32 protein-coding genes and 1 pseudogene are annotated in these 25292 nt (G+C 65.7%); 13 read left to right on the top strand and 20 right to left on the bottom strand.

Annotated features, from left to right (window positions below):
* Positions 1-320: 320 nt before the first annotated feature.
* The 3 genes and pseudogenes from JOF56_RS17995 to JOF56_RS17985 form a co-directional block, all read right to left on the bottom strand.
* A pseudogene (locus JOF56_RS17995) lies at positions 321-1196 on the bottom strand (sodium:solute symporter family transporter); the annotation flags it as partial.
* A gap of 224 nt (positions 1197-1420) precedes the next feature.
* Complete coding sequence (locus JOF56_RS17990; RefSeq protein WP_209639297.1) at positions 1421-1948, bottom strand: NUDIX domain-containing protein; 528 nt, start codon at positions 1946-1948, stop codon at positions 1421-1423.
* Between the two features lie 13 nt (positions 1949-1961).
* Positions 1962-2471 carry a hypothetical protein gene (locus JOF56_RS17985; RefSeq protein ID WP_209639294.1) on the bottom strand — a complete coding sequence of 170 codons (510 nt, stop codon included), beginning with the start codon at positions 2469-2471 and terminating at the stop codon, positions 1962-1964.
* 85 nt (positions 2472-2556) lie between these two features.
* Here JOF56_RS17985 and nucS point away from each other — a divergent pair, with 85 nt between their 5' ends.
* Positions 2557-3216, top strand: a complete 660-nt coding sequence (gene nucS, locus JOF56_RS17980) for an endonuclease NucS (RefSeq protein WP_209639291.1) — start codon at positions 2557-2559, stop codon at positions 3214-3216.
* Between the two features lie 78 nt (positions 3217-3294).
* Here the strand turns inward: nucS and JOF56_RS17975 are convergent, their stop codons facing one another.
* Genes JOF56_RS17975 through JOF56_RS17965 form a run of 3 tightly spaced genes read right to left on the bottom strand, consistent with a single transcriptional unit; the run spans position 3295 to position 4363 of the window.
* The gene (locus JOF56_RS17975; protein WP_209639288.1) at positions 3295-3528 is read right to left on the bottom strand and encodes a hypothetical protein; all 234 of its coding nucleotides are present in this window, start codon (positions 3526-3528) and stop codon (positions 3295-3297) included.
* Positions 3525-3755, bottom strand: a complete 231-nt coding sequence (locus JOF56_RS17970; RefSeq protein WP_209639285.1) for a hypothetical protein — start codon at positions 3753-3755, stop codon at positions 3525-3527. The genes JOF56_RS17975 and JOF56_RS17970 overlap by 4 nt, the downstream gene beginning before the upstream one ends.
* Entirely contained in the window at positions 3752-4363 is a 612-nt protein-coding gene (locus JOF56_RS17965; protein WP_209639282.1) for a hypothetical protein, read from the bottom strand. The genes JOF56_RS17970 and JOF56_RS17965 overlap by 4 nt, the downstream gene beginning before the upstream one ends.
* Before the next feature lie 38 nt (positions 4364-4401).
* Between JOF56_RS17965 and JOF56_RS17960 the strand changes: the two genes are divergently transcribed.
* Both JOF56_RS17960 and JOF56_RS58005 read left to right on the top strand, forming a co-directional pair.
* Positions 4402-4548, top strand: a complete 147-nt coding sequence (locus JOF56_RS17960; RefSeq protein WP_209639279.1) for a hypothetical protein — start codon at positions 4402-4404, stop codon at positions 4546-4548.
* Positions 4549-4644: 96 nt separating this feature from the next.
* Positions 4645-4869 (top strand): hypothetical protein, encoded by a 225-nt coding sequence (locus JOF56_RS58005; RefSeq protein ID WP_245378291.1) that lies wholly within the window; start codon positions 4645-4647, stop codon positions 4867-4869.
* Here JOF56_RS58005 and JOF56_RS17950 read toward each other — a convergent pair.
* The 11 genes from JOF56_RS17950 to JOF56_RS17900 form a co-directional block, all read right to left on the bottom strand.
* Positions 4866-5639 (bottom strand): enoyl-CoA hydratase-related protein, encoded by a 774-nt coding sequence (locus JOF56_RS17950; RefSeq protein WP_209639276.1) that lies wholly within the window; start codon positions 5637-5639, stop codon positions 4866-4868. The two genes, JOF56_RS58005 and JOF56_RS17950, sit on opposite strands and share 4 nt — an antisense overlap.
* The gene (locus JOF56_RS17945) at positions 5636-6682 is read right to left on the bottom strand and encodes a 2-oxoglutarate and iron-dependent oxygenase domain-containing protein (protein WP_209639274.1); all 1047 of its coding nucleotides are present in this window, start codon (positions 6680-6682) and stop codon (positions 5636-5638) included. Before JOF56_RS17945 ends, JOF56_RS17950 begins: the two co-directional genes overlap by 4 nt.
* Positions 6683-6756: 74 nt before the next feature.
* The gene (locus JOF56_RS17940; protein ID WP_209639271.1) at positions 6757-7626 is read right to left on the bottom strand and encodes a 2-oxoglutarate and iron-dependent oxygenase domain-containing protein; all 870 of its coding nucleotides are present in this window, start codon (positions 7624-7626) and stop codon (positions 6757-6759) included.
* Positions 7627-7719: 93 nt separating this feature from the next.
* Entirely contained in the window at positions 7720-8490 is a 771-nt protein-coding gene (ehuA, locus tag JOF56_RS17935; RefSeq protein WP_209639269.1) for an ectoine/hydroxyectoine ABC transporter ATP-binding protein EhuA, read from the bottom strand.
* Positions 8487-9146 (bottom strand): ectoine/hydroxyectoine ABC transporter permease subunit EhuD, encoded by a 660-nt coding sequence (ehuD, locus tag JOF56_RS17930; protein ID WP_209639266.1) that lies wholly within the window; start codon positions 9144-9146, stop codon positions 8487-8489. The genes ehuA and ehuD overlap by 4 nt, the downstream gene beginning before the upstream one ends.
* Complete coding sequence (ehuC, locus tag JOF56_RS17925) at positions 9143-9829, bottom strand: ectoine/hydroxyectoine ABC transporter permease subunit EhuC (RefSeq protein WP_245378290.1); 687 nt, start codon at positions 9827-9829, stop codon at positions 9143-9145. The genes ehuD and ehuC overlap by 4 nt, the downstream gene beginning before the upstream one ends.
* Positions 9829-10716, bottom strand: coding sequence for an ectoine/hydroxyectoine ABC transporter substrate-binding protein EhuB (gene ehuB, locus JOF56_RS17920; protein WP_209639263.1), 888 nt, complete (start codon positions 10714-10716; stop codon positions 9829-9831). The genes ehuC and ehuB overlap by 1 nt, the downstream gene beginning before the upstream one ends.
* 71 nt (positions 10717-10787) lie before the next feature.
* Positions 10788-12785: an ethylmalonyl-CoA mutase gene (locus JOF56_RS17915; protein WP_209639260.1), complete on the bottom strand. Its 1998-nt coding sequence runs from the start codon at positions 12783-12785 to the stop codon at positions 10788-10790.
* A 138-nt stretch (positions 12786-12923) separates the two neighbouring features.
* The gene (locus JOF56_RS17910; RefSeq protein ID WP_209639256.1) at positions 12924-13862 is read right to left on the bottom strand and encodes a peptidase associated/transthyretin-like domain-containing protein; all 939 of its coding nucleotides are present in this window, start codon (positions 13860-13862) and stop codon (positions 12924-12926) included.
* Positions 13863-13992: 130 nt separating this feature from the next.
* A complete protein-coding gene (gene murA / locus JOF56_RS17905; RefSeq protein ID WP_209639252.1) occupies positions 13993-15264 on the bottom strand; it encodes a UDP-N-acetylglucosamine 1-carboxyvinyltransferase in 1272 nt (423 codons plus the stop codon).
* A 48-nt stretch (positions 15265-15312) separates the two neighbouring features.
* Positions 15313-16032, bottom strand: coding sequence for a FadR/GntR family transcriptional regulator (locus JOF56_RS17900; protein ID WP_209639249.1), 720 nt, complete (start codon positions 16030-16032; stop codon positions 15313-15315).
* Positions 16033-16255: 223 nt separating this feature from the next.
* On the opposite strand from JOF56_RS17900, the gene JOF56_RS17895 reads away from it, so the two are divergent.
* From JOF56_RS17895 to JOF56_RS17870, 6 genes are all read left to right on the top strand, one after another.
* Positions 16256-16852, top strand: a complete 597-nt coding sequence (locus JOF56_RS17895) for a cob(I)yrinic acid a,c-diamide adenosyltransferase (protein ID WP_209639246.1) — start codon at positions 16256-16258, stop codon at positions 16850-16852.
* Positions 16853-16908: 56 nt separating this feature from the next.
* Complete coding sequence (locus tag JOF56_RS17890) at positions 16909-17775, top strand: Sco1979 family transcriptional regulator (protein ID WP_209639243.1); 867 nt, start codon at positions 16909-16911, stop codon at positions 17773-17775.
* Positions 17776-18071: 296 nt separating this feature from the next.
* Complete coding sequence (locus JOF56_RS17885; protein ID WP_209639240.1) at positions 18072-18308, top strand: DUF397 domain-containing protein; 237 nt, start codon at positions 18072-18074, stop codon at positions 18306-18308.
* Between the two features lie 13 nt (positions 18309-18321).
* Positions 18322-18678, top strand: a complete 357-nt coding sequence (locus JOF56_RS17880; RefSeq protein ID WP_209639237.1) for a hypothetical protein — start codon at positions 18322-18324, stop codon at positions 18676-18678.
* A 254-nt stretch (positions 18679-18932) separates the two neighbouring features.
* Positions 18933-19523: an ECF RNA polymerase sigma factor SigK gene (sigK, locus tag JOF56_RS17875; RefSeq protein WP_209639234.1), complete on the top strand. Its 591-nt coding sequence runs from the start codon at positions 18933-18935 to the stop codon at positions 19521-19523.
* The gene (locus tag JOF56_RS17870) at positions 19520-20254 is read left to right on the top strand and encodes an anti-sigma factor (RefSeq protein WP_209639231.1); all 735 of its coding nucleotides are present in this window, start codon (positions 19520-19522) and stop codon (positions 20252-20254) included. The genes sigK and JOF56_RS17870 overlap by 4 nt, the downstream gene beginning before the upstream one ends.
* 1 nt (position 20255) lies before the next feature.
* Here JOF56_RS17870 and JOF56_RS17865 read toward each other — a convergent pair whose 3' ends face one another.
* Positions 20256-20723, bottom strand: a complete 468-nt coding sequence (locus JOF56_RS17865; RefSeq protein WP_209639228.1) for a DUF2550 domain-containing protein — start codon at positions 20721-20723, stop codon at positions 20256-20258.
* 28 nt (positions 20724-20751) lie between these two features.
* Positions 20752-21120, bottom strand: a complete 369-nt coding sequence (locus tag JOF56_RS17860) for a F0F1 ATP synthase subunit epsilon (RefSeq protein WP_209639225.1) — start codon at positions 21118-21120, stop codon at positions 20752-20754.
* Between the two features lie 112 nt (positions 21121-21232).
* On the opposite strand from JOF56_RS17860, the gene JOF56_RS17855 reads away from it, so the two are divergent.
* Positions 21233-21733, top strand: a complete 501-nt coding sequence (locus tag JOF56_RS17855) for a SigE family RNA polymerase sigma factor (protein WP_307855145.1) — start codon at positions 21233-21235, stop codon at positions 21731-21733.
* Positions 21730-23085: a hypothetical protein gene (locus JOF56_RS17850; RefSeq protein ID WP_209639218.1), complete on the top strand. Its 1356-nt coding sequence runs from the start codon at positions 21730-21732 to the stop codon at positions 23083-23085. Before JOF56_RS17855 ends, JOF56_RS17850 begins: the two co-directional genes overlap by 4 nt.
* 46 nt (positions 23086-23131) lie before the next feature.
* Here the strand turns inward: JOF56_RS17850 and JOF56_RS17845 are convergent, their stop codons facing one another.
* A complete protein-coding gene (locus JOF56_RS17845; RefSeq protein ID WP_209639216.1) occupies positions 23132-24118 on the bottom strand; it encodes a PQQ-dependent sugar dehydrogenase in 987 nt (328 codons plus the stop codon).
* A gap of 303 nt (positions 24119-24421) precedes the next feature.
* Between JOF56_RS17845 and pqqA the strand changes: the two genes are divergently transcribed.
* Together pqqA and pqqC are read left to right on the top strand one after the other, a co-directional pair.
* Positions 24422-24520, top strand: a complete 99-nt coding sequence (pqqA, locus tag JOF56_RS17840; protein WP_209639214.1) for a pyrroloquinoline quinone precursor peptide PqqA — start codon at positions 24422-24424, stop codon at positions 24518-24520.
* Positions 24521-24607: 87 nt separating this feature from the next.
* Positions 24608-25288 (top strand): pyrroloquinoline-quinone synthase PqqC, encoded by a 681-nt coding sequence (pqqC, locus tag JOF56_RS17835; protein WP_209648318.1) that lies wholly within the window; start codon positions 24608-24610, stop codon positions 25286-25288.
* Positions 25289-25292: the final 4 nt, after the last annotated feature.

The raw sequence follows: 25292 nt of genomic DNA, 5'->3' as shown, positions 1-25292 counted from the left end.
ACGGAACACCTCATTTCGCCTCGTCGGGCACCTGCAGCGGGCGGAGCAGCGCCCACACGGCCATCAACGCGGTGAAGACCAGCATGCCGATGCCGACCCACAGGTTGACGTTGAAGCCGCCGGTCTTCACCCGGTCGGCGTCGGTCTCGAAACCGATCCCGAGCACGAGCAGGACCACGCCGTACACCCCGAACAGCAGGGCGATGATCCATCGCAGGTCGAACAGGCTGCCACGAGCCGCCATCGTGAATCCTCCTCACCAGAAGATGATGTTCAGAACCAAGGTCAGGGCCAGCACTCCGGCGGCGAGCACGCCTGGTTTGCGGGTAGGCCGCGATGAGTGGTGTCCGTTTGGCGGCCGACATGCTCTTCGCGGAGAGTCCACGTTGGACCTCAGCGAAGTTAGTTGTCCAGTAACCGAAGGAGAGTACAAAACCGAGGCCGAACACAATGCCGAGAACCGAGAGCGTTGCGTCGCCGATGCCGGTGATGTTGGTGCCGGGCCAGGAACTGAGCTCGTTGGTCTTGTCGGTGATCCGGTCCACGAGCCCTTCCCAGCCGCCGACCCGGTGCAGGCCGACGACAGTGAGCGGGATGAGCATCGCGATGATCACGAAGAACTGCAGTACCTCGTTGTAGATCGCGGCCGACAGCCCGCCGATCGCCGTGTACGTCAGCACAATCGCAGCCGAGATGACGATCGAGAGCCACAACGGCCAGCCCAGCAGAACGTTGACCACCGAGCCGAGCGCGAACAGGTTGATCCCGGAGATCAGCACCTGCGCGGTAGCGAAACTGATGCCGTTGACCAGATGCGAGGCCGGGCCGAACCGCCGGCGCAGGTACTCCGGCACACTGCGGACCTTGGATCCATAGTAGAACGGCATCATCACGATGCCGAGGAACACCATCGCCGGAATGGCGCCGATCCAGTAGTAGTGCACCGTCGGGATGCCGAACTGGGCGCCGTTCGCGGTCATCCCGAACACCTCGACCGCACCCAGGTTCGCCGACACGAACGCCAGGCCCGTCACCCAGGCCGGCAACGACCGCCCGGACAGGAAGAAGTCCAGACTGCTCGAGATCGACCGGCGCGCCAGCACCCCGATCCCGAGCACGATCACAAAATAGAAACCCAGCAGCACATAGTCCACGGCCTGCGCGTCAAGGCGGAAGTTCGCGTCAGCCAACAGCATCCACTCAACCTAATCACGCCACCCAGTCCCCGCACGACGAAACGCACCGACCGTGACCTTTCACCCAAAACGGTCACACACCCCCGTCCGGACCGACTGTCCACTTCGGTCAGCCCCGCAGCTCCTGACAGAAGTCGACCATGGTGCGCCAGGCTTGCGCGCAACACTGTCGGACCCCACCAGTACCTTGGCTTGACAGGGGGTGCATCAAATGGCGGTATTTGTCACCTTTCGTGCATCAGGAGCATCGCGTAGGCCGCGATCGACTGGGAGTCGGTGACTTCGCGGCGCTGGATCATCTGCTCGAACTCCGAGCGCAGGATCCAGGCTGTGCGCATGTCCTGTTCCTCGTGTTCGCGTTCGTGGGGGCCTTCGGTGAGGTCGGTGGCGAGATAGACGCGGCCGCGCTGGCTGGAGATGCCGGGCGCGACGTCCAGCAAGCCGAGTTCGGCCACGCGGCCCGCCCGCAGGCCGGTTTCCTCGCGCAGTTCGCGGGCGGCCAGTTCGAGCGGGTCGCTTTGGGCCATGCCTGGGGCTGTGCCCTGGGGGAACTCCCAGCGACGCAGGCCCAGCGGGTAACGGAACTGTTCGACCATGTGCAGACGATCGCCGTCGAGCGGGATGATCAGGGCGTAGTCAGGTTTGTCGACGACGCCGTACACGCCCTCGGAGCCGTCCTGGCGCTGGATCTTGTCCTCGCGGACCCGCATCCACGCGTTTTCGTAAACCTGGCGGGTGTCGATCGTCTGCATACGGCCAATCGTGTCAGACCTGGCCGACGTAGATCGCCTTCGCCGATGTGAAGTCGGGCTGGAACGTCAACTGCATCTCGCCCGGCTCGGCGCCGACCGCGAACGCGATCTCGAACGAGTACGTTTTGCCTGGCAGCACAGTCGCGGTGTCCAGTCCGGTGTCCTTGCACGGCCCATCGACGTCGGTCACCTTCTCAGCCTTGGCACCGGCGAACTGGCCGTCGCTGCCGATGGCGAGCATGCCCGCTTCGAACGGCTTCTTGGAGTCGTTGACCACCAGGACCTTGAACTTCGCGGCGCGCTTGATGTCCTCGGGCAACGAGAACTCGCCGGGCTTGCACGCCGCCGGTGCCGCGACCTCGATCGCCACCCCGTCCGGCCACGTGAATCTCTTGCCCCAGGTCGGGTTCTCGGCAGGCGCGGCCGACTTTGCCGAGCCCGACGAGTCGCTGACCGTGCCCGGCTTCGGCGTACAGGCCGAAAGCACCAGAACAACCAGCGTGATCAAGGCGGCGAAGCGCATAGGGATCCTCCCTCGAGTCAATGACACGAGGGATACTGGCGGCGGCCACCACACGCACCATCCACGCAACCGTTACCCTGCCCCGGTGCGTCTAGTGATAGCTCGCTGCCAGGTCGACTACGTCGGACGACTGACCGCCCACCTGCCGATGGCCCAGCGTTTGCTGATGGTCAAGGCGGACGGCTCAGTCCTTGTGCACTCGGACGGCGGTTCCTACAAACCGCTGAACTGGATGAGCCCACCGTGCTGGCTGACCGAAGAAGAAGGCCTCTGGACCGTCCAGAACAAGGGCGGCGAAAAGCTGATCATCAGCATCGAGGAGGTCCAGCACGACTCCAAGCACGAACTCGGCGTGGACCCCGGCCTGATCAAGGACGGCGTGGAGGCCCACCTGCAGGAACTGCTCGCCGAACACGTGATCACCCTCGGCGAGGGCTGGACCCTCGTGCGCCGCGAGTTCCCCACCGCGATCGGCCCAGTCGACCTGATGTGCCGCGACTCCGACGGAATCTCCGTAGCCGTGGAAATCAAGCGCCGCGGCGAAATCGACGGCGTGGAACAGCTGACCAGGTATTTGGAGCTCCTCAACCGCGACCCACTACTGGCCCCGGTGAAGGGCGTCTTCGCCGCCCAGCAGATCAAGCCACAGGCCCGCACCCTGGCCGAGGACCGCGGCATCCGGTGCGTCGTCCTCGACTACGACGCACTACGCGGAATGGAATCCGACGAGTTCCGCCTGTTCTGAGGAAACTCACTGGCAGTGCAGCTCTTTCAAGCTCCCAGGGTGCGGCCGGCCTGCTTGTCTGAGTCGATCACCTGTGCGTTACCGGGGCTGGGTGGGTTCGGTCCGAAGCCACGCGAGGTCGTTCACGTCCAGTTCGGGAACGTCGTCGGCGCGCTCGACGGCCAACTGGCGCATCTGCTCTCCGCTTGGTCCGCCAGTCCACTGCACGCCGTACCGGCCGTCTTGCCGGTAGTAGCGGACGATCACGTCGACGCGGCTGGCCGCGGTGAGGATGGACGCCAGTCGCCGCGCATGGCGTGCCCGGACGCTCACGACGCATCCCCGTGACGGTGGTGGTCCTCGGGTATCTGCTCGCCGACGGCGATGAGGCAGGGCAGGCACCACAACTGCTTGCCGGGGTTCTCCTCGATCCGGCTGCGCAGGACAGTGTGTTTGCACGCCGCTTCGAGGTAGGGCGTTTCGGCTTTGAGGCCGAAGGCGTGGACCTTCTTGCCCCGCTGCTCCGGCGCGAGCCACCAGGTCCAGTCTGCTTCGATCATGCCGCGCTCCTGGTTGCCGGTGCAGCCTGCTTGTGGTCAGCCGCTCCGGCGGCGTCCGGTGCCATGTCGGGGGCACGGCACCGGACGCCTGCTTGTGGGCCCGCGCCCGGGTTGGACAGTGAGGAGGGCCCAGGCGCGGGCTGAGGCTCCACGCTGGCTGGGGGGTCAGCGGAGCCTCGCCGGGCCGCCCGATCGACCCGGAGTTCAGGACCCGCGGCCGGCGCACCGCAAGGCGCGGGGGATCCGGTCGCGGGCTTTCCTCGAGCCTCTGCCCTGGCCCGAAGCTTGCGGTGCGGCACACGGTGGTGTGTGCGGTACCGGCGGACACTGAGGTGGACAGCGATGATCAGATCGGCGACGGCGCCGCCGATGGCCACGGCCAGGAGGTCAGTCAACGCTGTCGCCATCCGCTCGGCGCGGTTGCTGGTGTCACCCACGCCATGTCGTTGGGGGACGTGGACGGAGACCATTCCAGTGTCGTCGGCCTCGGCGAGCCTGACTAGGGGGCCACTGGCCAGGTCGACCGGTTGACATCCGCGATCGGACTTGCGAATGTCCGGATCGGCATCCTGCCCGCGTACCGGCCGATCCCGCACCTGCTGCCGCACGGATTCTGGATCATCGGCACCGAGGTCCGTTCGAAAGCGTGGCCGGAGAGCATCGCACCAACGATCCGGATGAAGTCGCGCTGTACAGCAAACTCACCGACCGGCTGTGGGCGGTTGCCGCGGAAGGTGACGAGGCTCGGACGAGGCTGCTGCGCGTTCTCGATGCCATCGGATCAGGTGGCTGAACGTAGCCCAACCGGCTCGACTGGTGGTTGCCGGCCATTGTCGAGTTCGCACCGATCAACGGGGCGATCCCCGCGACATGGTGGTAGGACCTCCACGTGAGCGACGAGGACATCCCGGCGGCCACTCGACTGCCGGCCAGAGCGATCCTGGCCGAACTCGGCCACCGGCCGAGTTCGCGGTTCCGGCTCATCCACTTGTTCGACACCATGGTCGTGGTGGATCCGGCCACGTTGCCCGATCGCCTCGCCAAGGCCGGGTTCGCCGATGTCGACGTCAAGACGACCGAGACTCGGTTCCGTTTCCACGCAAGGAAATCCTAGTCCGGCCAGACCGGCGGACGCTTCTGAAGGAAAGACGCCATGCCCTCTTTGGCGCCCGGCAGCTGGGACGCGGCCGCCATGACCTCCAACGCGATGGCGTACGCGTCGGCTTCGGGCCTGTCCAGCTGGGCGTAGATCGTCTGCTTGCCCAACGCCTTGCTTGCCCGGCTTCCCTTGGTTGCCCTGGCCAGCAACGAGTCCACGGCCTCGTCGAGCTCGTCGTCCGGGACGACGCTGTTGACCAGGCCCCAGTCCAGCGCTGTCCCGGCTGGAATCACGTCTCCGGTCAGCGCCATCTCCATCAGTCGTTTACGGCCGATGGAGCGGGCGACGGGCACGGCCGGGGTGTGGCAGAACCAGCCGCCTTTTCCGCCTGGCAAAGCGAATCCGGCCGACGAGGCCGCGACTGCAAGGTCGCACGACGCGACAAGCTGGCACCCGGCCGCGGTCGCGAGGCCGTGCACCCGGGCGATCACCACCTGTGGGACCGACTCGATCGTCCGCATCAGGTCGGTGCAATGCCGGAGCAATGCCCGGACGCCGACGAGGTCACGGGCCGCGACGTCACCGAAGTCGTGGCCCGCTGAGAAGACCGGCCCGGCGCCGGCGAGCACGATCCCGGTCGCGTCCGTGTCGCCTGCGGCCCGGAACGCGGTCAGCAGCTCGGTCAAATGCGCGAAGGACAACGAATTGCGCCGAGCGGCCCGGTTCATGGTGATCCGGACCGTGCCGCCCTCGGTCTTGACCAGGATGTGCTCGTAGTCGGTCATGCCCCGACGCTAGCCCGTTCCGCCAGGGCCGCCAACACCGACAGCCGGTCGGCCTCGACGATGCCGCGGGTGGTGATCCGGTCCGGGTAGCAGCGCATGAACATGTTGGTGAAATGCGTTCCGTAGTGAATGTACGAGTCCTGGTCCGAGCCGAGCAGCGGCCTCATACCCGCATCGAAATTGGGCTCATGGAAGTACGCCATCGTGTAACGCTCGCGATCGTTCAGCCGCACTTTATGCGGTGTCGAAAGCAAGGCCCCGCCTGTCAGGAATTGCAGGATATCGCCAGGGAAAACCGTCAATGTGTCGGCGACCGGCCGGACGAGGTTCCACGGCTCGTCATTCTCGTACATTCCGGCCGAACTTTCCGATTCCAGCCAGTTCCGATTTCGTTTCTCACCTTCGACCGGAGGCCTGATGTACAGCCCGCCTACATCGTCCTGCGCCGCTATGACCAGCATTCCGTAGTCGGTGTGTGCCCCGATACCGCGTTCGGTCTGCGAGCTGCGCGCCGGGAAACGCAGTACTCGCATATGGTGCCAGCCATTGTCGGTGAGCCGGGTCAGTGTGTTGATTCCGGGAAGGTCGAGTCCAAGCGCGATCAGCCGCAGAAGTTTCTCGCCCATCATGCCCACTTCGAGCATGTACGCCTGCATGGTCCGCCGGTACTCCGCGCTCGGCCAGGGCACCGGTCCGTGGCACGGCCAGTTCCCACGCACCCTCGGGTCGTCGAGCGAAATGTCCTGACAGACGGTGAATATCTCGGAGTAATCGGCTTCACCGGCGGTTACTTCTTCACCCGATGCGATATATCCGGCGTAGCTGAGCGGGCTGACACATCGTGACTTCATCCCCGCGGCCAGCGCGAAGAATTTTCTGCTCGCCTCGAACGCGTCCTGGATCTTGCGGGCCTGCCACCGGTCGCAGGCGATCTGGAAGATCCCGTCCGTGCGCCACGCGTCGATCATTTCCTGGGCCAGCCGGACATCCGGCGCACTGCCTTCGATGCAACCCGGTAGCCCGAATGTACGAAGATCGGCCATTGCCTTTCCCTTCGTGTCCCGACAGGGTGATCGACACACACGGGCCGCAGGCAGGATCGGTTCACAGATTTGTGTCAGGCCCCGACACTGGCACGTTTCGACAAGCTCGCCAAGATCGATAACCGGTCCTCCACCGCGATCCGGTGGGTGGTCATCCGGTCGGGATACCGGCGCATGAAAACACCGGTGAAATGCGATCCATAGTGGATGTACCCGGTGGCCGGTTCGACCACCGGCCGCATGCCACTGTCGAAACTGGGCTCGTGGAAGTACGTCATGACCTGCTGTTCGCCCTCGCCGACCACGACCTCCAGCGGGGTGGCCACCAGCGCGCCGCCGGTCAGGAACTCCAGGATCTCGCCGGGCGACACCAGTACCGCGCCCTCGTGCAGGGTGATCACCAGCAGGCCGTGGCTGCTGATGTCGCCGGACCGGTTGGCCGGGATCTGCTGGGTCAGCAGGTGGTGCCAGCCGTCCTCGGCCAGCGCGGTGAACGTCTCGAAGTCGGGCAGTTCCAGGCCGATCGCGATCAGGTGCAACAGCCGCTCGCCGATCCGGGCCAGTTCGTCCAGGAATGTCCGCATCGCCCGCCGGTACTCGATGCTCGGCCACGGCACAGGCCCGTGACACGGCCACTGCGCGCCGACGCGCACGTCCTCACGGGGGATGTCCTGGCAGATGGTGAACGTCTCCACGCCGTCCGCGGCGGAGTAACCGGCGTAGGTCAGGTCGCTCACGCATCTGGTCTTGATGTCGTCGGGGAGCGTGAAGAACCTTCTGCTCGCCTCGAACGCGTCCTCGACCTTGCGGGCCTGCCACCGGTCGCAGGAGATCCGGAAGAGGCCGTCGGCCCGCCACGTCTTGACCAGCTCGTGGCCCAGCCGGACGTCAGAGTCAGTCCCCTCGACGTAATCCGGTAGTCCGAACGTACGAAGATCGGTCATTGTCCCTGCCCTTCCTTCCCTTACGGGGCAAGGGACATACGAAGCGGTGAACACGTTCGGTTCACCGCCCCGCCACTACCCGTGGGTAGGTTGCTAGACCTCCTCCAGCACCGAGCGCAGGAAGGACTTGGTGCGGTCATGCTGCGGATCGTTGAACATCTGCTCGGGCGGGGCCTCTTCGAGGATCTTGCCGTCGCCGAACATCAGCACCCGGTTCGAGACGTCCCGCGCGAAGCGCATGGCGTGGGTGACGCAGAGCATCGTGACGTCGCTCGACCTTGCCACGTCCCGCAGCACGTCCAGGACCTCGGCGGCGATCTCCGGGTCCAGGGCCGAGGTGACCTCGTCGAGCAGCAGGATGTCCGGTTCGACAGCCAGCGCACGGGCGATGGCGACCCGCTGCTGCTGGCCGCCTGACAGCTGGGACGGGAAGAAACCGGCCTTGTCCTGCAGGCCGACCATCTCCAGCAGCTCCCGGCCACGTTGCTCGGCCTCGTCCCGGGATTTGCCGAGCACGTGGATCGGCGCCTCGGTGACGTTGCGCAGCACCTTCATGTTCGGGAACAGGTTGAACTGCTGGAACACCATGGTCACGCGGCTGCGGACCTTGCGGATGTGCGCCTCACTGGCCGGGACGAGTTCATCGCCCTGCTTCTCGTGGAACAGGAACTCGTCGGAGATCGCGACCGTGCCGGAGTCCGGTTTGGTCAGCGTCATCAGCATGCGCAGGATCGTGGTCTTGCCCGAGCCGCTCGGGCCGATGAGCGTCACGCGTTCGCCGTTGCCGACCTTGAACGACAGGTCGTCGAGCACGACGTTGTCCCCAAAGCGTTTGCTCACTTGGGAGAACTCGATGAAATTCATACCGCCACCCCCTTGTACCGGCGCTCGACGATCCTGCCCAGGTAGGACAGCACGAGCGCGACGGCCAGATACAGCAGGCCGGCCATCGTGATCGGTTCGAACGGCCGGAAGGTCTCTGAGATCACTTCACGCCCCACGGTGAACGGTTCCGCCACGGTGATCGCCACCAGCTGCGGAACGTCCTTGAACAGCGCGATCGAGTAGTTGGTCAGGGCCGGGATCGACCGCGGCACCGCCTGCGGCAGGATCACACTGGTCCAGACCCGTCGTTTCGGCAGGTGCAACGCCACAGCCGCGTCCCACTGTCCAGGTGGGACACCTTCGATGCCTGCCCGGTACACCTCGGACGTGTAGGTGGCGTAGTGCAGTCCCAGCCCGATGATGCCCGCCGCCAACGGCGACAGGGCCAGACCCAGTTGGGGCAGCACGAAGAACAGGAAGAACAGCTGGATCAGCAGCGGTGTCCCGCGAATGAACTCCACCAGGATCCCGGTCGGCACGCTGATCCACGGCTGGTTGCTGCGCCGCAACAGGGCGAAGACCAGGCCGAGCACCAGCGCGACCGCATAACCGATGACGGTGGCGATCAGTGCGGTCAGCAGGCCGTCGAGCAGTCGCGGCAGGATTTCCACGGCATAGTTCCAGTCCCAGTTCATGCGCGTGCCACCATCCGCTTCCACATCCCCGGCGACGGCGTCCGGCCGGTCGCGGCGGCGACCTTACGTTCGAGCAGCCGCACCAGGACCATGAAGATCAACGCCATCAGGCCGTAGCCGATCAGCAGACCGCCGAAGATCGCGGCCGCGCGGCCGTTGCCGCTCCAGATCAGCTGGCCGTTGAAGGTCAGTTCCGGGATCGACACGACCGCGACCACCGCGGTCGCCTTCAGCTGCTCGATCACGTTGTTGCCGAACGAAGGGATCATCGCGGCCACGGCCTGCGGCAGAACCACGCGCCGCATCCGTTGGGACGCCGTGAAGTTCAACGCGATCGAGGCCTCGATCTGGGCAGGCGGCACGGCCTGGATCGCGCCCCGCACGACCTCACCGGAGTACGCGCCCATGTTCAGGCCCAGCGCGAGAATCCCGGCGAACGTCGGATCGAGTTGCCAGCCCAGGGAAGGCAGCGCGTACACGAACCAGAACGCGAGCACGAGAACAGCCGCGCCCCGGAAGATCTCGACGTACACAAAACCTATGGCACGCAATATCTTGCTGTTGCTCACGCGAGCAAGGCCGACCAGAAAGGCCAGAACTATCGCCAGAGCCATCCCGCCCAGAGTCAGCAGAATGGTCTGCCACGCGCCGTAGAGCAGAAGGCCTACCTGTGCACTGGACATCAGGCCTCCGGCGCTTTGCAGAGATCACGGGCCTTCATGTCGGTCATCTCGGCCTCGGTGAATCCGAACGGCTGCAGGATGCGCAGCAGCTCACCGGATGTTCGCAGGGCCGCGAGTTCCTTGTTGAACGCGGCGACGATGTTGGCCTGGTCAGGCAGGAACGCGAACCCGCCCGACGTCAACTGCGGTTTACCGTCCACTTCGGGTACGAACGGCGTGGTGACCTCCAGTGGCGCACCGGGATTCTTACCCAGCACGTCCCGCAACGAGATCGAGGTCAACGCGAACGCGTCCTCCCGGCCGGTGTTCACCGCCTCCAGGCCGCTTGGCTGGTTCTGGTAGGCCGTGATCCGGTTCTCCGCAACGCCGTTCGCCATGGCGTATTCCTTCTCCACCGCGCCGATCAGCACGCCGAGTCGCAGATTCTGTTGCGCCACTTCGGCGAACGTCTTGATCCCGCGGGGATTTCCCTTCGGCACCAGGAACGCCGCCGGCGCGATGAAGTCCGGATCGGTGAACAACACCTGCTTGCAGCGCTTGGGCAGGATCGACATGCCCGCGCCGATGACGTCGAACAGGCCGACCTTCAACCCCGCGATCAGCGATCCGAACTCCGAGGGGATCGGCGTGAGCCTGGGCACGCCAAGCCGCCGGAACACGACCTTGGCGACCTCGGCCGCCTCGCCGGTCAGTTCCGCGTCGGAGTTGATGAAGCTGTACGGCGCCTCGTTGGCGAAACCGATCCGTACCTCACCGTCTTGTCTGAGCCTGTCGAGCAATGTGCCGCCGTCCGGCTCGGCGGACAAGTCCACTCGGGTACAGCCTGGCAGCACAAAGGACAACGCCCCTGCCGCAGTCGCCTGCAACAGCAGTCTCCTGGAAGCCACGCCCCGACCGTAAGGGGTCGGTTGGACACAGGTCAACACAGTCCACTGTAGACACGTGAAGAACTGCCAGGTCAGAGCGGCAAACCCCGGGTTTCCCGGATCAGGTCCACAATGCCCGACATGATCTCGGTGAGCTCGTAGTCCTTGGGCGTGAACACTCGCGCGATTCCGTTGTCCAGCAAGGACTTGGCGTCTTCGGGCGGCACGATACCGCCGACGACGACGGGAATGTCGTCGGCTCCGGCCGCCCGCAGCCCTTCCACCACCGCGGGCACGACTTCCAGATGTGATCCGGACAGCACTGACAGCCCGACCACGTGGACGCCTTCCTGCACAGCGGCAGCCACGATCTGGTCCGGCGTCAACCGGATACCCTGATACACGACTTCGAAACCAACATCCCTGGCACGCACCGCGACCTGCTCGGCACCGTTCGAGTGGCCGTCGAGCCCGGGCTTGCCGACCAGCATGCGCAGTCGCTCCCCCAGCTCGGCATTGGTCGCCTGCACGCGCTCGCGAACGCGCGCCAACTCGGCACCGGCCTCGCTGCCGACTGAGACGCCGGACACTCCGGTCGGGGCGCGATACTCACCGAACACCTCGCGCAGCGCGCCGGCCCACTCACCGGTCGTCACACCTGCCTTGGCACAGGCCAATGTCGCGGGGACCAGGTTCGCCTCGGTCTTCGCCGCCTCGCGCAGGGCATCCAGCGATTCGTCCACAGTGGCCTGATCGCGGCCGGACCGCCAGCGCTGGATCGCCGCTTTGGCCTGCTGCTCGACCAACGGGTCGAGCTGTTCGATCGCATTGGCACCCTCGGCCTGCAACGGCGACGGCTCGGTGGTGTCGAACTTGTTGACCCCGACGATGATCTCCTCGCCGGCCTCGATGCGCATCCGCCTGCCGGCCAGCGATCCGACGAGCTGGGTCTTCATGTACCCGCTCTCGACCGCGGCCACCGCGCCGCCCATCGCCTGCACGCGGTCGATCTCCGCGCGGGCGCCGCGCAGGATCTCGTCCACTTTGGCCTCGATTACCGGCGAACCTTCGAAAATGTCCTCGTACTCCAGCAGATCCGTCTCGTAGGCCAGCACCTGCTGCATCCGCAGCGCCCACTGCTGGTCCCACGTGCGCGGCAGGCCGAGCGCCTCGTTCCACGCCGGAAGCTGGATCGCACGGGCGCGAGCGTTGCGGGACAACGAAACCGCGAGCATCTCCAGCACGATCCGCTGGACGTTGTTCTCCGGCTGTGCTTCGGTCAGCCCCAACGAGTTCACCTGCACGCCATAACGGAAGCGGCGGTGCTTGGGGTCCTGGACTCCGTAACGCTCCAGCGTGATCTCGTCCCAGAGCGCCGCGAACGCCCGCATCTTGCACATTTCCTCGATGAACCGCACACCCGCGTTGACGAAGAACGACATCCGCGCGACGACCGGGCCGAACTCCTCCTGCGGCACCTGACCGGAGTCACGCACCGCGTCGAGCACCGCGATGGCCGTGCACATCGAGTACGCGACCTCCTGCACGGGGTTGGCCCCGACCTCCTGCAAGTGGTAACTGCAGATGTTGATCGGGTTCCACTTCGGCACGTTGGTGACCGTCCACGCCACCATGTCCGTGATCAGCCGCAGCGACGGCCCCGGCGGGAAGACGTATGTGCCGCGGGACAAGTACTCCTTGATGATGTCGTTCTGCGTGGTGCCGCTGAGCGCCGAGATCTCCGCGCCCTGTTCCTCGGCGACAGTGACGTACATCGCAAGCAGCCACATGGCCGTCGAGTTGATCGTCATCGAAGTGTTGGCCTCGGCCAACGGGATGCCCTCGAACAGCTGCCGCATGTCCCCGATGTGGCTGATCGGCACACCGACCTTGCCGACCTCGCCGCGGGAGAGCTCCTGGTCCGGGTCGTAGCCGGTCTGCGTCGGCAGATCGAACGCGACCGACAGTCCAGTCTGGCCTTTGGCCAGGTTGCGGCGGTACAAGGCGTTCGACGCCGTCGCCGACGAATGGCCGGCGTAGGTCCGCATGACCCACGGCCGGTCACGTTCGCGGTCGGTCGGGTACGGCATGTCTACCTCCGGTAACGCGGGGATTCCCTTACGGTACTGGCCGGTAATCGCCGAATAACGTGCACTGACTCACATGGATCGAGAAAGCACACGACCGGGTGGCGCCCTCAAAGGCCACTTTTGAGGGCGCGTGACCAGCTAGCGGCTGGGAGGCGGACCACCCGGGCCACCGCCGGGTCCACCACCGGCAGGAGGCGCGCCGCCGCCGGTCGGTGTCGTCGTGGTGTCCACGCCGACGGAGAGAGTAACGGCGTAACCGCTGTTGATGTCACCGGTCACGGTCGCGAGCTGCAAGGCGCCGCTGTCGTCACCGAACACGTTGTCGCTGCTCAGGCTCACCTTTTTGAGGTTCGACACGGACTGCTCGTAGCCGGTCTGGGCATACACCGTTTCGCACACGTTCTGCGGCAACGCGACCTGGGAGGTGGCGATCGCCTTGGTGGCGTCGGTGATGCTGGCCTCGTCGGGGTAGACCTCGAAGTGGATGTGCGGCCAGCGGCCGTCGTAGCAGGCCGGGAAGATGCTGGTGTACTTCACGCGGCCGTCGCTGCCGGCGATCTGCACACCGCGCAGGTAGTTCTGGTTCTCGATCCCTTGTGAATAAAGGGAGTAACCGCCGGCGCGGTCGCAGTGCCAGACGTAGACGGCCACGCCGGCGAACGACACGCCGCCCTTGGCCAGGTCGGAGATCACCAGTTCCAGGGTCATCGGCACGCCCTCGGCGGTGCCGCTGAAGTCGCCGAAACTGGAGCGGAGGTCGCTGCGCACCACGCCGCTCTGCTCGAGCACATCCGGCCCGTTCGAGCCGTCGCCCGGGTACGGACCGGCTGTCTCGTCCGGGATCTCACCGGACGAACCGGCCGAAGACGAAGCTGTAGTGGTTGTTGTGGTGGTGGAACCGCCGGCGTCGGCGCCGCACGCGGTCAGCGCGACACCGGCCGCGCCGAGACCGAGAACCCGCAGTGCACGACGACGGCTCAACAGCGTTCCGATGTCGAAACCGAGGCCCTGGTCGACGACCTCGTCCTGCGGGCGGGGCAACCGGCGGCCCTGGTAGGTCAGCTCAGGTTCTGTCATAGGCCCATCGTCACGGGACGGGATTTGAGCCTTCTGTGCGACACCTGTGCGCCCGCTGTGGGGTGCCCCCAATGCCACATTGGGGGCATCTGACGCCCCCAATGTGGCATTGGGGGCACATGAAAACCGGCTAGCGGGAGGGGGCGGCGGCTACTCGCTCGACCTGGGCGCCCAGACGGTTCATGTTCTCCACGAACTCCGGGTAGCCACGGTCGATGTGGAACACGTCCCACACCTCGGTCACGCCGTCAGCGCACAACCCTGCGAGCACAAGCCCTGCGCCTGCGCGGATGTCCGACGCCCATACGGGAGCGCTCGACAGCTTCTCCACGCCACGGATCACCGCGTGGTGACCGTCAGTCCGTGCGTCCGCGCTGAGCCGCATCATCTCCTCGATGAAACGGAATCGCGCTTCGAACAGGTTCTCCGTGATCATGGCGGTGCCGTCGGACACCGCGCACAACGCGATCGCGAACGGCTGCAGGTCCGTGGCGAACCCGGGGTACGGCAGCGTGACGAAGTCCACCGACTTCGGGCGCTCGTTCATCACAACCCGGAACGCTTTGTCGTCGTAGACCGTGATCTCCGCGCCCGCCGTACGCAGCTTGTCGAGCACGAGGTCCAGGTGATGCGGGTCGACGCCACGCACGGTGATGTCGCCACGCGTGATGGCCGCGGCGAATGCCCAGGTCGCGCCGACAATCCGGTCACCGATCACCCGGTGCTCGGTCGGCTGCAGGGACGTGACTCCGTGCACGGTCAGGGTCGACGTGCCCGCGCCGTCGATCTTGGCGCCCATCTGCTGCAGCATCGTGCACAGGTCGACGATCTCCGGCTCACGGGCCGCGTTGTCGATCACTGTCGTGCCGTCCGCCAGAACAGCGGCCATCAGGATGTTCTCGGTCGCGCCCATGGAGGGGAAGTCCAGCCAGATCTGCGCGCCGTGCAGCCCCTCGGCCTCGGCGACGACCGATCCGTGCTCGATTTCGCTTGTGGCGCCGAGTTGACGCAGACCGTTCTGGTGCATGTCCAGCGGGCGCGAGCCGATCGCGTCACCACCTGGCAGCGCGACGACCGCGCGTCGGCACCGTCCGACAAGCGGGCCGAGAACACAGACGGAGGCACGCAGTTTGCCCATGGAGACGGCGTCCGGGCGGTGGTTGAGCTCTGACGGTGTGGTGATGACGACCGTGTCGCCGTCGACCGACACCTCGCAGCCGATGCTGCGCAGCACATCCGCCATGTACGGCACGTCAAGGATCTGCGGGCAGTTGGTGATGGTGGTCGTGCCCTCCGCGAGCAGCGCCGCCGCCATCAGCTTGAGCACACTGTTCTTGGCGCCGACGACATCGACCTCGCCGGCCAGTCTCGCGCCGCCGTGAACCCGGAAGTGCTCAGACACGCACCCTCCTGACAGATGAACCCCTTGGATTGGCGCCAATCGTACGGCTCAGCCGGATTCCGGTACGCCGGCGGCCTCGACTCGCTCGCGCAGCCGCAACATCGGTTTCTCGGCCAGCTCCACGAAGTGGTGCATCGTCAGTTCCGCGGCTCTGGCGGCATCCGAGGTCTCGATGGCGTTCGCGATCTGCCGGTGGTCGTCCAGCGCGCGCTGCCTGATCTCCGCGTCATAAGGCAGTGAGTCCGTCCCGAAAGTGAGCTGGATACGCAACTGCGAGTCGATGCTCACGTAGTACGGATTGCCGGTGGCCTCGGCGATCGCCGAGTGCAACGTGTGGTCGGCCGTACGCATCACGTCGCGGTCCTCGGCGTGCTCGTACGCCTCGACCGCGGCCCAGATCTTGCGGATGTGCTGCTCGGTCCGGCGCTCCGCGGCGATCCCGGCGATCGTCGGCAGCAACGTCCTGGTCAGGTCGAACAGCCAGGTCAGATGCTGCCAGCGCGGCAACAGCATGCTGCGGATGTGCGAGGACGACTCCGGGCCCCATGTGCTGTGCACACGCACGCCGCCGCTACGCCCACGCGTGATGCCGACGTATCCCAGGGATTCCAGCTGGTGCAGGGCGTCACGCAGGGTGGTGCGGCTGACGTTGAGGCGGGCGGCGAACTCACGCTCCGGCGGGAGCTTCTGCCCCGGCAGCAACGCACCGAGGGCGATCGCCGTGATCAGCCGGTCGACCAGCTGTTCGGCCGCGGACTTGACCTTCATAGGTCCGGACGGAGCCATGTCGAGGCTCAGGCGAAGGGACGGCCCGTCGCTCGCACGAGTTCTCAAATTCCAACGCTCCCCATGACGCCGAAAACAGAACATAACCCATCAGGTGATCTCTTCAGAGGACCCTAAAGTTAAGGACCAGTATTTGGCCCGAAAATGGGTGAAGTACCTCGCCACCGGGCCCCTCGGCATGCCTGAGTTGCATAAAGTTCGGGGTATGGCAGTGCACCTGACGCGCATCTACACCCGGGTCGGCGACGACGGCACCACCGGATTGGGCGACATGTCCCGGGTCTCCAAGACCGACCCGAGGCTCGCCGCGTACGCCGATGTCGACGAAGCGAACTCGGCCATCGGGGTGGCCCTGGCAATGGGCGCGCTGCCCGACGACGTCCGCGACGTGCTGCGACGCGTGCAACACGACCTTTTCGACGTGGGTGCGGATCTGTGCACGCCGATCGTGGAGAACCCGCCGTGTCCGATGGACCGGATCACCCAGCCCTATATAGAGCGTCTGGAAACCTGGTGCGACGAGTTCAACGCCCGGCTGACCAAGCTGAACTCGTTCATCCTGCCCGGCGGGACGCCCGGCGCGGCGTTGCTGCACGTGGCGCGGACGGTGACGCGGCGCGCGGAACGCGGAACGTGGGCCTTGATCGAAGCGGAGCCCGAACGGACCAATCTGCTGGCCGCCAAGTACCTCAACCGGCTCTCTGACCTGCTGTTCATCCTCTGCCGCGTGGCCAACCCGGAGGGTGACGTGCTTTGGCAAAGGGGTGGTGGCGGACAAAATACCGAGGACATGCACGCTTGAGGAACGGTTAGGTCTTAGAGTGTTGGTCGCACTCGAGCGCCGAGACGGAGGTGACCATGTCCACGGGTGAACCCGCTGGCAGTGGTCCCACCGCGCGCAGGATGGTGCTGGGCAGCCAGCTCCGCAGGTTGCGCGAGGCCAAAGGCATCTCCAGAGAGGACGCCGGCTACGCCATCCGCGGCTCCGGCTCCAAGATCAGCCGGGTGGAGCTCGGCCGTGTGTCGTTCAAGGAACGCGACGTCGCCGACCTGCTGACGCTCTACGGCGTGACCGACACGTCCGACCGGGAGATCTTCCTGCACCTGGTCCGCGAGTCGAACCAGCCCGGCTGGTGGCAGCGCTTCAACGACCTGATGCCGCACTGGTTCCAGGACTTCGTCGGCCTGGAGGAGTCCGCGTCCCGGATCCAGACCTACGAGGTGCAGTTCATCCCTGGCCTGCTGCAGACCGAGGCCTACGCCCGCGCAGTGATGTTGCGAGGCAGACCGGACGCGCCACCGGAGGAGATCGACCGCCGCGTGAACCTGCGGATGCAGCGGCAGAGGCTGCTCGCCTCGCCGCAGGCGCCGAGGTTGTGGGCGGTCATCGAGGAAGCGTGCATCCATCGGCAGATGGGCGGCCGCAAGGTGCTTCGAGGTCAGCTCGAGCACCTGATGGAGCTCACCCGGATGTCCAACATCTCGCTGCAGATCCTACCGTTCGAGCTGGGCGGGTCGGCCGCCGAGACGCCGTTCACGCTGCTGCGGTTCGCCGAGCCCGAACTGCCGGACATCGTCTACCTGGAGCATCTCTGCGGCGCGCTGTACCTGGACAAGACCGACGAGGTCGAGGTGTACAGCAAGGCCGCGCACCGGCTCGTGGTCGAGGCCGAGACGCCCGAACACACCCGCCGCACGCTCGGCAAGGTCCTCAAGTCGCTGTAACAACGTCCTGTATCCGGGCGTGCCTGTCTGTCTCCACCCCGGCGCACTTGCGCGGTCTGAATGTGGCATAACCCACTACCTACGTCGGCGTAGATATGTAAACGTTCGCACCGTCCGTGACCAGCGATTACGGACTGTCGAGAAAATCCGTGAAGATCTCAGATTTTTATCCAAGTGTGAAATTCGTGCAGATGCACGTGCATGCGCCCGTGCAGTCGCTCGTGCTACCTTGCTTGTGCACGAAGATCCAGACGTGCCGCCGCCAAGGCAAGTCGGGGAACAGGTGGGAGCACTTCATGAGCGCTGTACACAACGGGGTATCCGCAGACCGCCTAGGCGGTGTGGACTGGCGCAAGAGCCGCATGAGCGGCGCGGTCGGCAACTGTGTCGAAGTCGCCTCGCTCGAGTCCGGTGAGATCGCGGTCCGCAATTCCAGGTTTCCGAACGGCCCCGCGCTGATCTACACGCGCGCGGAGATGGCCGCGTTCCTCGCAGGCGCGAAGGACGGCGAATTCGACGACGTCCTGTTGTGAAGCGGGTGGCGACATGGACCAGTTCGAAGAGCAACTCCGGGAGCTGATGGCCCGCGGTTTCAGCTTCGCGCACCCGCGCGACGCGGACGGCGAGATCGCCGCCGTGGTCGGTGTGCGTGTGCACCACGGCGTGATCGATGTGGTGCAGATCTACGGCGAGCAAGATGCCGACGCCACCCGCATCCCGGGTGACGAGTCCGACATCTTCTTTCCGTACAAGGTTTTCTGGCGCTCCAGCGGCCCGTCCGCCGAAGTCGTCGCCCAATTGCTCACCCTGCCGGATCCCGAGCCCGGGGATGTGCCGAACGTCAACGGGTGCTGGGTTCCGGCCCGTCCTGGCAGGTCGAAATGGCTGTCCGCGTCCGCGTGAGCCCAGCCGTGCTGCCACATGATGGCAGCACGGGTCCTCGAGTGTTCATCAGAGAGCTGGGGGTTCGTCTTGCCGCAGGAGTGACCCGGCTCGGGCGCACCCGCGGCAAGGCGGCCTCCGCCGAATCCAGATAGCCCGCGCCGCGTCCCATCCACTAGCGTCTGTGCCTCCGGATTGGCCCGACTGAGACCAATCCGTTCGCCCGTACGGAGCGAATCTCCGGCGTGCAGGCAGAATTGCTAGGAGGGGTGAGGATGCGAGAGCGGGCGCAACGATCACCGCAGGCCGGCGGGGCACAACCCGCCACCCTTGACGACCTCCTGCCGCGGGTGGCCCGCGGCGACGACGTCGCGTTCGAACAGCTCTACCGTCATCTCTCCGCCCCGGTTTTCGGCCTGGTACAGCGGATTCTGCGAGACCCCGCGCAGTCGGAAGAAGTCGCGCAAGAGGTCTTCCTCGAACTTTGGCGCTCTGCCACGCGTTACAGCCCGGACCGCGGCTCGGTGTTGTCGTGGGCGATGACCATCGCGCACCGCAAAGCCGTCGACCGCGTCCGCTCCGCGCAAGCCAGCACAGACCGCGACACACGCGCCGCCCGCGCTGAAAGCGCCCGTCCGTTCGACGAAGTCACGGAAGTGGTCGCGGGCAGGCTCGAGCGCGAACAGGTGCGGCGCTGTCTCGGCAGTCTCACTGATCTTCAGCGCGAGTCGGTGATGCTCGCGTACTACCAGGGCTACACCTACCGGGAGGTCGCGCACCTGCTCGATTCCCCGCTGGGGACGGTCAAGACACGACTGCGGGACGGGCTGATCCGGCTCCGTGACTGCATGGGGGTGACGGCGTGAACAACGATGTGCACACGCTGACGGGTGCGTACGTACTGGACGCGTTGTCTGAAATGGAACGCAGGGCGTTTGAGGACCACATGTCCGGGTGCCCCGCCTGCCACCAAGAAGTCGCCGAATTGCGGGAAACGACCGCGCGCCTCGGCACAGCCACGGCCGCGTACCCGCCGCCACAGCTATGGAACAAGGTGCTGACAGCCACCGTGCAGGCGAGACAGCTCCCCCCGCTGGCCGTAGACCGCGTTGTGGTGCGGCCAAAGCGTTGGGGCACGCGTGTCGCTGTGTTCGCGGCAGCCGCGAGCATCGTCGGGGCCGCAGGTGTCGGCGTCGGGTGGTACGTCAGCAACAACAACCTGCAGGAGCAGTTGGCGCAGTCCCAGAGCGAGTTGAACAAGCTGCAGTCCGTGTTGATCGGCCCGGACGTCAAAGTCCTCGCGTCACCCATCGACGGTGGCGGCACTGCGGTCGCCTTGGTGTCCGCACGCCAGAACAAGATGGTGATGTCCTTGGTGAACGCGGCGCCGCTGCCATCGAACAAGGCCTATCAGCTGTGGTACGTCAAAGGCCAAGGCCAGCCGACCTCTGCGGGACTGATCCATGCTTCCAATGGCAGCATCGCCGCCAATGACCTCTCACCCGCCGCGGGAGCCACTGCGCTGGCGCTGACGGTCGAACCTTCGAACGGCTCGACGAGCCCGACGACCAACCCGGTGATGCAGGTCAAACTCTGACCTAAGACGCGTAAGGAAGGCGACGGCCCGGAGGCGCGGATTCCAGCCACGACAGGAAACCGGTCAGTGCGTCCGGGGTCATCGCGATCTCGACCTCGGTGTCCGGGCCGCCGAAGGCCTTCTTGGAGCGCGGCGGGTCGAGTTCGGCCCGGCAGCGCAACACGATCGCGCCGTTGGGCACGCCGTAAAGCTCCTGGGGATCCGGCTCACGCCGGTCGTCGATCTCGAACCCGTCCCGCTGGATGATCCGGTTCGGGCCGTTGCGCAGGCTCAGCGCCCGGTACCAGGCGAACTCGTCGCCGTGATAGCGGGCCACGCCAAGATGCCAGCCGCGCGGATTGTCCAGATGCGTGCGCAGCGCGACATTGATGCCGCCCATCCGGATCAACCGGAGCCGACGCACCGCCAGCAGGATCAACGTGGCCGCCGTGACGGCCAGGAGCGTCCCGATCAGCCAGAGGATCTCCACGGCCGCTCCCACCCAGTCCCGCGGCCAGTCAGACCGTCTGTCCGGCGGCGCGAAGCCGGCCCGCTGCTCTGGCCCGCTCGTCCTCGTCCTGCGCGCCGGTCACAGCCGCACGCGCCTGCTCTACGTTGATCTCCTCAGCCAGCTCGGCGGACTCCGCGAGGATGCTCACGCCGTCACCGGTGATGGACAGGAAACCGCCGTGGACCGCGGCCACGATCGTCTCGTCGTCGGCCGTCCGGATCTTGACGACGCCACCCTCGACCAGCTGGCCGAGCAGCGGTTCGTGACCGGGCAGCACGCCGAGCTCACCCTCGGTGGTCTGCGCGATCACCATCTTGGCGGTGCCCGACCAGAGGCGCCGCTCGACGGCGACGAGTTCGACGGAAATCTCGGCCACGCGTTTCTCCTTCGTGTCCTGGTGCCGCCAGTCTAAACGCCAGGACTTCGCAACCTCGACGCCCCTCCCGGTGTGATGCCGGGTGAGGATGGCCGTAAGGGGGTTCACCGGGGTGAATGACAAGGGTGAGTTCGAGCTGTTCGTAGCCAGTCGTTCAGCAGTCCTGCTGCGCACAGCGTACTTGCTCTGCGCGGGCGACCGGGGCGCCGCTGAGGATCTGCTGCAGGACGTGCTGGAACGGATGTACCCGAAGTGGCGGCGGCTCAAGGGCCATCCCGAGGCGTACGCCCGGGCGGCACTGGCCAACGCCTCCGCAAATCGATGGCGCAGCAAGTCCAGACGCGTGCATGAGACACCCCTCACATCCGCACCGGCACCCGTCGTAGACGGTCCGGAGAAGGACGTGGTGGACCGCGATCTGGTGGTCCGTGCTCTCGGCGAACTACCCGAGCGCATGCGCGCGGTGATCGTGTTGCGGTTCTTCGACGATCTGAGCGAAGCCGACACCGCCGCGGCGCTCGGTTCCTCGATCGGCACGGTCAAAAGCCAGACATCGCGAGGCCTCGCCAAGTTGCGGGACCTGCTCGGCGACAACGTGGGGAGCAAGCCATGAACACCGAGGAACTGCGGGCTGCTCTGCACGGAGCCACAGCCGAGTTGGAGACCGCACCGGACTTCGCCGGGAAGGTGGTTCGCGGCGGTGCCCGCCGGGTCCGCCGCAGAAGGCTGGTTGTCGCGGGTGTGGCCGCTGCCACAGCGTTGGCCGTCGGCGGCACGGCCGTCTTCGGCTGGCAGTCTCTGTCCGAACCGGCGCAGGTCGCCACCGATCCGCGACTGGACCAGCCGACCCGGGGCGATCTGGCCAAAGACACCGCTTTTCTCAGCGAGGCGGTGCAGGTCTGGGAGAAGGCGATGCCGGACTTGGTCCGCAACGGGGTCCCGGCGCCGCGGCGTGTGACCGGCCGGCCACATGTGTACTGGGCCGGCAACACACCAGCCGGGCGCGCGGCGATCGTGATGCAGTCGGCCCAGGACTTCGCACTCCCAGGACGCGAGACGATCCGCGTGCTCATCGGCATCGATGTCCGCACGGGGATGTTGGGGATGCTGGCCACCTACAGCCAGCCGGTCGAGGGGCCTGGTAACGACCACGCGTTCCGCTTCGGGCCAGGCCTGCGGACTGTGCTCGCGATCGAGCAGGACCAGCCGCTGTCGTTGTCCGCCAAGGCGGACTACGACAAGTCGCCGAAGCGGACCTGGCAACCGATGGCCCCTGCCGATGGCGTGGTGCTCGCGCAACTACCGGACGGCATCGGTGCAGAGGACCCCGCTGTCGCGGTGGGCGACCCGGGCCAGGTCAATTTCCCCGAGAACGTTGTGCTGTTCATCGTGGTCGACGACGGCAGCACGGCGATATCGCCCAGGAGACCGCGCAGGGGTCTGCCCTGGAACAATCCCGGCGAGAGCCACATGATGTGGGCGGGTATCGAACCCGATCGCTGGCGGGACAAGGCCGCGGCAGTCTCGCGGTTCAATGCCGCGGTTCGGATCTCGCCCCTGATGGACCGTGCGACGCCACCTTCCAATGATTCAAGCTCGTGGTATCTGACGGTGGGACTGTCCGACGGACGGATGGCTGTCGTCAGCGAGTACCAGGCACCCAATGAGGCACAGGCCCGAATCTACGTTGTAACCCGCAAGTCCGCCGATGTCTCACAGAGAGGGATCCGCGGCGTCTCGCTCGTCGGGCCGGCCGACCCCACGAAACTGTTGCCCGTGCTTGCCCAACTTCCGGACAACGAAGGATGGGTCGCCGCAGCCAAGGACACGAAGCTCAGCTATAGGACCACTGTGGACGGTCCATGGCAGGGTGAGCGTGCCGAATCCTTGCTGGCGCCGGTCGGCACTGTTCAGATCCTCGTACAGCGGGCCGGCCAGGCACCAGCCATTGTGGACGTCAAGTGAGAGTGGGTGACCCGCACCATGCAGGGCGGCGCGGGTCACCCTTTTCTCAGGAGCCGTCGGCGTTGTAGATGCCGCTCGGCGTGATCACCCAGAGCACGTTGTTCGGTCCCGCGACCTCGTCACGGGTCCGGCCCAGGTTGGTGTAGAGCTTTCCACCCGCGCCGCTGGTGTTCAGCTTGTAGGTGCCGCCCTTGAGGGAAGCCATGAACAGGCTGCCCTTGTAGTAAGTCAGGCCGCTCGGCGTCGCGCTGGACGTGGGCCACGTCTTCACCGGGTTGGTGAAACCCGTGTTGTTGCAGGGGCCTTCACACGTCGGCCAGCCGTAGTTGGCGCCCGGCGTGATCTTGTTCAGCTCGTCCACCTTGCTGGCGCCGATGTCCGCGACGTACAGCTGCGATCCAACCCATGCCAGGCCCTGCACGTTGCGGTGGCCCATCGAATAGACGCGGCTGTTGAACGGGTTGCCCTGCGCCGCTGCGCCGTTCTTGTCCACGCGGAGAACCTTTCCTCCCAGGGAGTTCTTGTTCTGCGCGTTGTCGCCGTTCTGGCCGTCACCGGTTCCGGCGTAGAGGTAGCCGTCCGGGCCGAACTTGATCCGGCCGCCGTGGTGGTACTGGGAGCCGCGCGGAATCCCGGTGACGATGGGAGTCGGGGCCTGACCGAGCTTGAGTTTGGCTATCCGGTTGTCGGAACTTGTCGTGTAGTAGATGAAAACCAATTGATCGGATGAGTACGTCGGTGACACCGCGATGCCGAGCAGACCGGCCTCCTTGGTGACACTGACACCCGAGATGGTCTGCACATCCGAGATCGCGCCGTCCGGGGCGATCTTGCGGATCTTGCGGGAGTCCTTTTCAGTGAACAGAGCCGTTCCGTCCGGCAGGAAGTCCACCGACCAGGCCTGGTTGAGTCCACTTGCGACCTGACGGATCGCCAGTGGCGACACGTCCGCGGACGCGGCTGGGGCCAGTACCGTACCCAGCACAGTCGCCGCCGACACAGCGGCAGTGGCGACTTTTCGACGAATTGTCATGAGTTTGCCTCCTGGAGCATCCCTTGGGCTTCACGGGCGGCAACTGCATACAAGCACACAGAGTGGTGACCGACCTACCTCCGACCGAGTTAAGGATGCCGGAAACATCCGATCACTGCCGTTACAATCGGTGACAAGCAGGACAATGGATGTCCCGTTCACAGGGATCAACGCGTCACCGGAACACAGAAAGCCCTAGAAGACTAGCTTTGCGGCCCGATCAGCTCCTACGCTCAGGATGCTTGACACAAGCCCTTTGGACGACGGTCCACCAAAGACCGTCACCGATCCGAGGAGTGCACAATGATCGAAAGCACGGAGCGCGAGGTCTGGACCACTCCGGACTTCGTCGAGTATGAGACGCCGATGGAGGTCACGGCCTACGCGGCTCGGATGGACTGAGAAAACGTCCTGGTGGCGGGGACCGGTCGCGCCCCGGTCCCCGCCCTTCCCGTCCTGGAGGAACGTGTGTCCACTTCGAACTCTCCGATGCCGGCCGACGAGTTCGTCGGCGCGCTGCGGGGCCTGTCGCACCGCTACTGGGGAAGCCATCCGTTTCACCGCAGACTGCACGACGGCAGCCTCTCGGAGTTCGAGCTGCGCACCTGGGCGGCCAACCGCTGGTACTACCAGAGCATGCTGCCGCAGAAGGACGCCGCGATCATCAGCAACTGTCCCGTGCCGCAGATCCGCCGGGACTGGCTGGCCAGGATCGTCTACCACGACGGCGGCGCCGAGGGCGAAGGCGGCCGTGAGCGCTGGCTGCGGCTCTGCGAGGCCGTCGGCCTGACGCGTGAGGAAGTTCTCGATGAGCGGCACGTCGCTCCCGGCGTCCGGTTCGCCGTCGACGCCTACGTCACCTTCGCCCGCACCAAGCCGTGGGTCGAGGCGATCGCGTCCGGCCTGACCGAGATGTTCTCCGGGCACCTGATGCGTCAGCGGGTCACCGACATGCTGGCGAGCTACTCCTGGATCCGGCGTGAGGACCTGGCGTACTTCACCAACCGGATCGACGCGGTGTCCGGTGAAGGACAGGCCACAGTAGACATTGTGGTCGAGTACAGCAGAACCCTTGTTGAGCAGGAGAAGGCGATCGCCGCACTGTCGTTCAAGTGCGACGTGCTGTGGTCCATGTTGGACGCGATCGAGCGAGCAGCCAGGAAGGAGTGACGCC

This window comes from Kibdelosporangium banguiense (assembly GCF_017876405.1).
In the GTDB taxonomy this organism is placed as follows: domain Bacteria; phylum Actinomycetota; class Actinomycetes; order Mycobacteriales; family Pseudonocardiaceae; genus Kibdelosporangium; species Kibdelosporangium banguiense.
Note: the sequence above shows the minus strand (reverse complement) of the source record. Positions and strands in the feature narration are given on the sequence as shown.